Below are 7,292 nucleotides of genomic sequence, written 5' to 3'. Positions count from 1 at the left end.
GCCGGCGGTGGCGGCGCTGCCGGGTGCGCGGCAGGCGGTGGCGGCGCCTTCGGCAACTCCTTCGGCGGCTGCTTCGGTTTTCCGTCAGGGCCCGCCTCTGGCTGGGCCTGCGCGACCACGAAGGGAGTCGCGACTTGCGCATGCGATGCGGAGCTTGCCAATTGCATCGCGGTCAAAGCCGTCGTCGCAAGCAGCACGAAACGAAGGTTGGTCATGATGGTGAGATTCCCCGGAAGGTTCTTTGACGAAGTCTGGTGATGAACAGCTACGCGTTAGGCCGGATTGTGGCGGGCGAAGAGGTCGCGGCTCGATTTATTTCTGCACGCAAATCACGTCACTATGGCGACGTTCATTGCGCATTCAGATGCAGGTTGCAATTGCCTCACATGTGATGCTTCGCCTCATATGTGATCCCGCGACGACGTCATGTCCGTCGCGGGATTCGGTGTGAGCGGGCCGTTCGGTCCCCGCGATGGAATCTCTTCGGGAATGCGCGGCGGCAATTCCTCCGGCTGCGGTGGTGCGTCAGGTTCACGCACCGGCGGCGAAATGTCGGGCTGCGGATTGCCCGGCGGAATTCCCGGCGGCGGCTCGGTCGGATTGCCCGGTGTCGCCGGAGGAATCTCGGGCGGGTCGATCGGCATCACATCGTGACCTTGCGATTCTCGCCGATGTCCGGACGTGAGTTCGTCATCACGGCGGCCGCCATCTTCACGTAGGAAATGACCGTTCCCGGCGAATCCCAGAACTCGGCATCGTCGGGCGAAACCTTGAGCACGCGAATGTTGGGATCGTCAGCGGAGTCCCACCACGCCTTCGCCGGTGTCGAGAACAATTCCCTGATCCTGGCGCGATCGTTGGAGACGACGGCGGTGCCGGTCAGTGAAACATATTTCTGGCTGCCGGCATCCGCGAACGACAGGTTGATGGATGGATTGCGCGCGATCTCCTCGTCCTTGTGACGCCGCGCGTCGGTGAGGAAGTAGATCGCGTTGGCATCGCGGTCGAGATAGGCGCTCATCGGCCGTGCACGCAGCTTGTCGCCGTCGCGAGTCACGAGCATCGCGAATCCGATCTTCTTCATCAGATCCCAGGCGCGGTCCACGTCACGGGCGTTGTCGTTGGCCATATCGGGCTCCCTCTTGCAAGGGACGATAACGGCCTGCGCGAAACGATGTTCCTGCCGGAATCCGGAACCCGATTATTCGGGGGTGTGGCAAACCGCCTCGATGTTGTGGCCATCGGGATCGAGCACGAAGGCGCCGTAGTAGTTCGGATGATAATGCGGGCGGATGCCGGGCGGTCCGTTGTCGCGACCGCCGGCCGCGATCGCCGCATTGTAGAAGGCATCGACCGCGGCGCGGTTCTTCGCGAGGATCGCGACATGCACCGGCTTGTTCATCGCGCCTTCTCCGCCGATCCAGAAGTCCGGCTTGCCGTCGGCACCGAAGCCCGCAGCCGCATCGTGGCCGGTCTGCTCCGCCGTCACTTCCATGACCAGGCCGTAGCCGAGCGGCGCCAGTGCCTTGGCGTAGAACGCCTTGGCCCGCTCATAGTCGGAGACGGAGAAGCCCAAATGATCGATCATCGCAACCTCCGCTGTTGATCCCTGTCAGCGCGACAGGAACGTATTGCTCCGCGTCTTGCGCACGATCGCAAAGCCGCGCGAGACCATGTCGGCGATACAATCCTGCTGCCATTCGTTTTGTGACAGATGTTCGATGACGACGGCGCGCGGCCACAGCGACGGCGGGGCATCGCGGAAAAAGCCGATCAGCACGCGGTCCTCGAAACCTTCGACATCGATCTTCAGCGAATCGACCTGGGTGACGCCGGCCTCGTCCAGGATGCGCGTCAGCCGCAGCGACGGCACCTTGATCGCCTCGGCGCTGGCCGTGCCGGTGACGACATGTGTCGCACCGAGATTGCCGCCGCCGCTCTCGATCATCAGCTCGCCGTCGCTGCCGCCCGCAGCAGCCTGCACCAGGCGCACCTGCGTCGTCCGCGATGCGGCCTGGTTGAACGAGAGCCGTGCAAAGGTCAGCGGATGCGGCTCGATCGCGACCACCTTGCCCGATGGTCCGACCTGGCGCGCCATCACCAGCGCGAAGGTGCCGACATTGGCGCCGACGTCGACGAACGTGCCGCCCGCGGGGGCGTGCTGGCGCAGGAAGTCGAGCTCATCGAGATTGTAATCGGGATTGAACAGCGCGCCGCGCTCGGTCGCGCTGCCCTGATGATAGAGGCGGAACGAAGCGCCTTGGTAGCTCACATCGACCGGACCGCCGCGCAGCAGATCGACCAGCCGCGACATCCAGGGCCGGAACGCGCCGCGCTTCAGCCCGGTTCGTTGCGCGAGGCGAATGATGGCAGCCTGCGCCGCGTTCGGCGCGAACGCGCCGAATGGCGCGGACGAAAGGGCGTTGTCTGGCGTCAAGCAGGCGGTCCTCGTTGCAGGCGGCGCATGCATAGCCGTTTTCGAGCGTAACTCCAACGGCGCCGCGCCAGAATGTGGCGCGGGCCGCGCCTCGCTCCATCCGGGTCGCGGGGTTACGCCGCCTTCTTCGCAACCGGCTTTCGCTGGCGCAGGAAGCGGCCGAGCAGCTTGCGCTTGCCCTTGCGCGGGATCAGGTCGATGTCGCTGACCAGCTTGGCGCCGCCCTTGCGGCGTTCCAGCACGATCTTGCGGCTGTGGAAGGCCTCCAATTCCACGCGATGCGCGACGCTGACGATGGTCGCCTTCGGCAACTCGCCGGTGATCATCTTCATCATCTTGTCCTGGCTCTTCTCGTCGAGCGCGGAGGTGGCTTCGTCGAGCACGACGATGTCCGGGTTGTGCAGCAGAAGCCGCGCAAAGGCGAGGCGCTGCTTTTCGCCGCCGGACAGCGTCTGGTCCCACGGCCCGTCTTCCTCGATCTTCTCCTTGAGATGATCGAGCCCGACCTTGTCCAGGGCCTCGGCGACCTGCTCGACCGTCCAGTCGTCGGCCGCGCCGGGATAGGCGACCGCGCGGCGCAGTGATCCGGATGGTACGTAGGGCCGTTGCGGCAGCATGAACAGCCGCCGGTCGGGGTGGAAGTTGACGCTGCCGCCGCCCCAGGGCCAAAGGCCGGCGATGGCGCGCACCAGCGTGCTCTTGCCGGTGCCGGATTCGCCGGCGACGAGCAGCCGCTCACCGGGTTCGATCACCACTTCGGTCTCGCCGACGACTGCGGTGCCGTCGTCGAGCGTGACCGACAGATCTTTCAGCTCCAGCATGGCGTCGTTGCTGGTCTCGCCGCGCTTGATGCGGCCCAGGCCATCGCCCTGCTCGGCGCGCTCGAGGCCGTCGAGGGACATCATCAGCGAGGCGATGCGGCGCGCGCAGGCGTTCCAGTCGGCGAGCCGCGGGTAATTGTCGACCAGCCAGCCGAACGCGCTCTGAACGATGGTGAAGGCGGAGGCCGCCTGCATCACCTGTCCGAGCGTCATGCTGCCGTCGAGGAATTTCGGCGCGCAGAGCAGGAGAGGCACCACGGGAGCAACCAGGCTCGATCCCTGCGACACCAGGGTGGTGCGCATGTGCTGGCCGGCAAGCCGCGCCCATTGCCGCAGCACGCTGGTGAAGTTGCGGTCGATGCCGCCGCGCTCCTCCTCCTCGCCGCCGAGCAGCGCGATGCTCTCGCCGTTCTCGCGCACGCGCGTCAGCGTGTAGCGGAAATCGGCTTCGGCCTGATTCTTGTCCTCGGAGACCTGCACGAATTGGCGGCCGATCACCAGGATCGAGCCGGAGGCGATCGCGGCATACAGCATCGCGGCGATCACGAGGAAGCCGGGAATGGTGATGGTCGATCCGCCGAGCGTGACGGTGAGCGCGCCGCCGATGGTCCAGAGCACGACGATGAAAGTGGCCGCCGAGAGCAGCGCCGAGGTGACGCCGGCGAGGAAGTCGACCGGCGAATCGGTCGCGATGCGCAGATCCTCCGCGATCCGGTATTCCGGATTTTTGTGGTCGCCGCCGACGAGATTGAGCTGGTAGTAGCGTCCGTTCTTGAGCCAGCGCGTCAGCACGCTGTTGGTGAGCCAGGCGCGCCAGCGCCGCTGGATGCTCATCCGCGCGAAGACCTGCGCCACGCCGAGCACGATGCTCCCGATCGCGAGCGGGAAGAACAATGCGGTGAGATGAAAGACGGTGGAGGCGTCGCGCTTCTCGATGGCGTCGAAGATCGCGCGATTCCAGACGTTGATGCCGTACTGGAAGCCGACCGTCAGAAAGATCAGGATGATGAGGCCGATCGAGAACGGCCAGGCGAGACGGTCGCCGTTGCGTCCCCAGAAGCCGCGAGCGCTGATCCAGAAGCGGGTGAGGAGATAGTCCTTGCGGGCCTGCTCGGCCTGTTCGGGCGAAAGCTCCGGGTCAGGCTCGAGCACCTCGGGCGGTGGCGGGGCGACTTTGCCGCCGTCCTCGCCCTTGATCTCGACGATGGGTGGCTTCCTGCCCTGTTCGCGCTTTTCGGCTGGCTTTTGCATGGCCGGATAACGCGAGGGAAATCAAGCGGTTCCCTCGCGGTTCCAGCATTGATTCGACAGCCTTAAATCTGTCTTTCGACCATCTTGAGCTTGAGCTCGGCGATGGCTTCGGCCGGGTTGAGGCCCTTCGGGCAGGCCTTGGCGCAGTTCATGATGGTGTGGCAGCGATACAGTCGGAACGGATCCTCGAGATTGTCGAGCCGTTCGCCGGTGGCTTCGTCACGCGAATCCGAGACCCAGCGGTTGGCCTGGAGCAGCGCGGCGGGGCCGAGATAGCGGTCGCTGTTCCACCAGTAGCTCGGGCACGAGGTCGAGCAGCAGGCGCAGAGGATGCACTCGTAGAGACCATCGAGCTTCTCGCGATCCTCGTGGCTCTGGCGCCATTCCTTCTGCGGGGTCGGCGAAGTCGTCTTCAGCCACGGCTCGACCGAAGCATATTGCGCGTAGAAGTTGGTGAGGTCGGGGACGAGGTCCTTGACCACCGGCTGGTGCGGCAGCGGATTGATCTTCACCGCGCCGTCCTTCACGTCGTGCATCGAGCGGGTGCAGGCGAGCGTGTTCTGGCCGTCGATGTTCATCGCGCAGGAGCCGCAGACGCCTTCGCGGCAGGAGCGGCGGAAGGTCAGCGACGGGTCGATGTGATTCTTGATCCAGATCAGGCCGTCCAGGACCATCGGACCGCAATCGTTGGTGTCGACGTAATAGGTGTCGACGCTCGGATTCTTGCCGTCGTCCGGATTCCAGCGATAGACGCGGAATTCGCGAACTTCTGTCGCGCCCGCGGGCTTCGGCCAGGTCTTGCCGCCGGTGATCCTTGAGTTCTTCGGAAGTGCGAATTCAACCATAAGTCCTGCCTCTGGTTTCTTCCGTCATGCGCGGGCTTGATCCGCGCATCCATCTTCGAGGGATGGATTGCCGGGGCAAGCCCGGCAATGACAAGCAATGATCAGTACACGCGCGCCTTCGGCGGGATGTACTGCACGTCGTTGGTCATGGTGTAGTTGTGAACCGGGCGGTACTCGATCTTGACCTTGCCGGCATCGTCCAGCCAGGCCAGCGTGTGCTTCATCCAGTTCTTGTCGTCGCGCTCGGAGAAATCCTCGCGCGCATGCGCGCCGCGGCTCTCGGTGCGGTTGGCGGCCGAGTTCATCGTCACCACCGCCTGCGAGATCAGATTGTCGAATTCGAGCGTCTCGACGAGATCCGAATTCCACACCAGCGAGCGGTCGGAGACGGCGATGTCGGTGATGCCGCTGTGGACCTTCTCGATCAGGTTCTGGCCTTCGCTCAGCACGTCGCCAGTCCGGAACACGGCGCAGTTGTTCTGCATCACGTGCTGCATGCCTTCGCGCAGCTTCGCGGTCGGCGTGCCGCCGGAGGCGTAGCGGTAATGATCGAGGCGGCCGAGCGCGAGCTCGGCGGAATTGGCCGGCAGCTCCGGCTGCTTGCCGTTGGGCGTCAGCTTCTCGGCGAGACGGAGCGCGGCGGCGCGGCCGAACACGACGAGGTCGATCAGCGAGTTGGAGCCGAGACGGTTGGCGCCGTGCACGGAGACGCAGGCTGCCTCGCCGATCGCCATCAGGCCGGGAATGACCGCGTTGTCGTCGCCGTCCTTCTTGGTCAGCACTTCGCCGTGATAATTGGTCGGGATGCCGCCCATGTTGTAGTGCACCGTCGGCACGATCGGGATCGGCTCGCGCGTCACGTCGACATTGGCGAAGATCTTCGCCGACTCGGAGATGCCCGGCAGGCGCTCGGCGAGCACCGCGGGATCGAGATGATCCAGATGCAGGAAGATGTGGTCTTTCTTCTTGCCGACGCCGCGGCCTTCGCGGATCTCGATGGTCATCGCGCGCGAGACGACGTCGCGCGAGGCGAGATCCTTGGCCGACGGTGCGTAGCGCTCCATGAAGCGCTCGCCCTCGGAGTTGACGAGATAGCCGCCTTCGCCGCGCGCGCCCTCGGTGACGAGACATCCCGAGCCGTAGATGCCGGTCGGGTGGAACTGCACGAACTCCATGTCCTGCATCGGCAGGCCGGCGCGCAGCACCATGCCGCCGCCGTCGCCGGTGCAGGTGTGGGCCGAGGTGCAGGACGCGTAGGCGCGGCCATAGCCGCCGGTCGCCAGGATCGTGGTCTGGGCGCGGAAGCGATGCAGCGTGCCGTCGTCGAGCTTGAGCGCGATGACGCCGCGGCAGGTGCCCTGGTCGTCCATGATCAGGTCGATGGCGAAGAACTCGATGAAGAACTCGGCCGCGTGACGCAGCGACTGTCCGTACATCGTGTGCAGCATGGCGTGGCCGGTGCGGTCGGCGGCGGCGCAGGTGCGCTGCGCCTGGCCCTTGCCGTAGTCCATGGTCATGCCGCCGAACGGACGCTGGTAGATCTTGCCGTCCTCGGTGCGCGAGAACGGCACGCCCCAATGTTCGAGCTCGTAGACCGCGTCGGGCGCGTTGCGCACCATGTATTCGATCGCGTCCTGGTCGCCGAGCCAGTCCGACCCCTTCACGGTGTCGTACATGTGCCAGCGCCAGTCGTCCTTGTGCATGTTGCCGAGGGAAGCCGAGATGCCGCCCTGTGCCGCGACGGTGTGCGAGCGGGTCGGAAACACCTTGGTGATGCAGGCCGTGCGCAGGCCCGCCTCGCTGCAGCCGACGACCGCGCGCAGGCCCGCGCCGCCGGCGCCGACCACGACGACGTCGTAGGTGTGGTCCTCGATGGGATAGGCTTTTCCGTTGGTGGCGGGAGCGCCGTCGCCCTTGCCATTCGTTGTGGCGGCCATG

Annotated in this window: 7 protein-coding genes and 1 pseudogene; all 8 read right to left on the bottom strand. The window is 65.4% G+C overall.

Annotated features, from left to right (window positions below; all coding sequences use genetic code 11):
* Positions 1 to 215, bottom strand: a pseudogene (locus QM712_RS31810) (OmpA family protein); the annotation flags it as partial.
* Positions 216 to 401: 186 nt separating this feature from the next.
* Entirely contained in the window at positions 402 to 644 is a 243-nt protein-coding gene (locus QM712_RS31805; protein ID WP_415027113.1) for a hypothetical protein, read from the bottom strand.
* Positions 644 to 1,129: a pyridoxamine 5'-phosphate oxidase family protein gene (locus QM712_RS31800; protein WP_415027112.1), complete on the bottom strand. Its 486-nt coding sequence runs from the start codon at positions 1,127 to 1,129 to the stop codon at positions 644 to 646. Before QM712_RS31800 ends, QM712_RS31805 begins: the two co-directional genes overlap by 1 nt.
* Positions 1,130 to 1,201: 72 nt before the next feature.
* Positions 1,202 to 1,588 carry a VOC family protein gene (locus tag QM712_RS31795; RefSeq protein WP_415027111.1) on the bottom strand — a complete coding sequence of 129 codons (387 nt, stop codon included), beginning with the start codon at positions 1,586 to 1,588 and terminating at the stop codon, positions 1,202 to 1,204.
* Between the two features lie 24 nt (positions 1,589 to 1,612).
* Positions 1,613 to 2,437, bottom strand: a complete 825-nt coding sequence (locus QM712_RS31790) for an FkbM family methyltransferase (RefSeq protein WP_415027110.1) — start codon at positions 2,435 to 2,437, stop codon at positions 1,613 to 1,615.
* Positions 2,438 to 2,550: 113 nt separating this feature from the next.
* The gene (locus tag QM712_RS31785; RefSeq protein WP_415027109.1) at positions 2,551 to 4,509 is read right to left on the bottom strand and encodes an ABC transporter ATP-binding protein/permease; all 1,959 of its coding nucleotides are present in this window, start codon (positions 4,507 to 4,509) and stop codon (positions 2,551 to 2,553) included.
* Positions 4,510 to 4,571: 62 nt separating this feature from the next.
* Positions 4,572 to 5,354, bottom strand: coding sequence for a succinate dehydrogenase iron-sulfur subunit (locus QM712_RS31780; protein ID WP_415027108.1), 783 nt, complete (start codon positions 5,352 to 5,354; stop codon positions 4,572 to 4,574).
* A gap of 101 nt (positions 5,355 to 5,455) precedes the next feature.
* Positions 5,456 to 7,291, bottom strand: coding sequence for a succinate dehydrogenase flavoprotein subunit (gene sdhA, locus QM712_RS31775; RefSeq protein ID WP_415027107.1), 1,836 nt, complete (start codon positions 7,289 to 7,291; stop codon positions 5,456 to 5,458).
* Position 7,292: the final 1 nt, after the last annotated feature.

Source organism: Bradyrhizobium sp. (assembly GCF_047605465.1).
In the GTDB taxonomy this organism is placed as follows: domain Bacteria; phylum Pseudomonadota; class Alphaproteobacteria; order Rhizobiales; family Xanthobacteraceae; genus Bradyrhizobium.
Note: the sequence above shows the minus strand (reverse complement) of the source record. Positions and strands in the feature narration are given on the sequence as shown.

Excerpts from the sequence above, each read along its gene's own strand:
- QM712_RS31805 (WP_415027113.1), bottom strand. The coding sequence starts at position 644 with ATGCCGATCGACCCGCCCGAGATTCCTCCGGCGACACCGGGCAATCCG.
- QM712_RS31800 (WP_415027112.1), bottom strand. The coding sequence starts at position 1,129 with ATGGCCAACGACAACGCCCGTGACGTGGACCGCGCCTGGGATCTGATG.
- QM712_RS31795 (WP_415027111.1), bottom strand. The coding sequence starts at position 1,588 with ATGATCGATCATTTGGGCTTCTCCGTCTCCGACTATGAGCGGGCCAAG.
- QM712_RS31785 (WP_415027109.1), bottom strand. The coding sequence starts at position 4,509 with ATGCAAAAGCCAGCCGAAAAGCGCGAACAGGGCAGGAAGCCACCCATC.
- QM712_RS31780 (WP_415027108.1), bottom strand. The coding sequence starts at position 5,354 with ATGGTTGAATTCGCACTTCCGAAGAACTCAAGGATCACCGGCGGCAAG.
- sdhA (WP_415027107.1), bottom strand. The coding sequence starts at position 7,291 with ATGGCCGCCACAACGAATGGCAAGGGCGACGGCGCTCCCGCCACCAAC.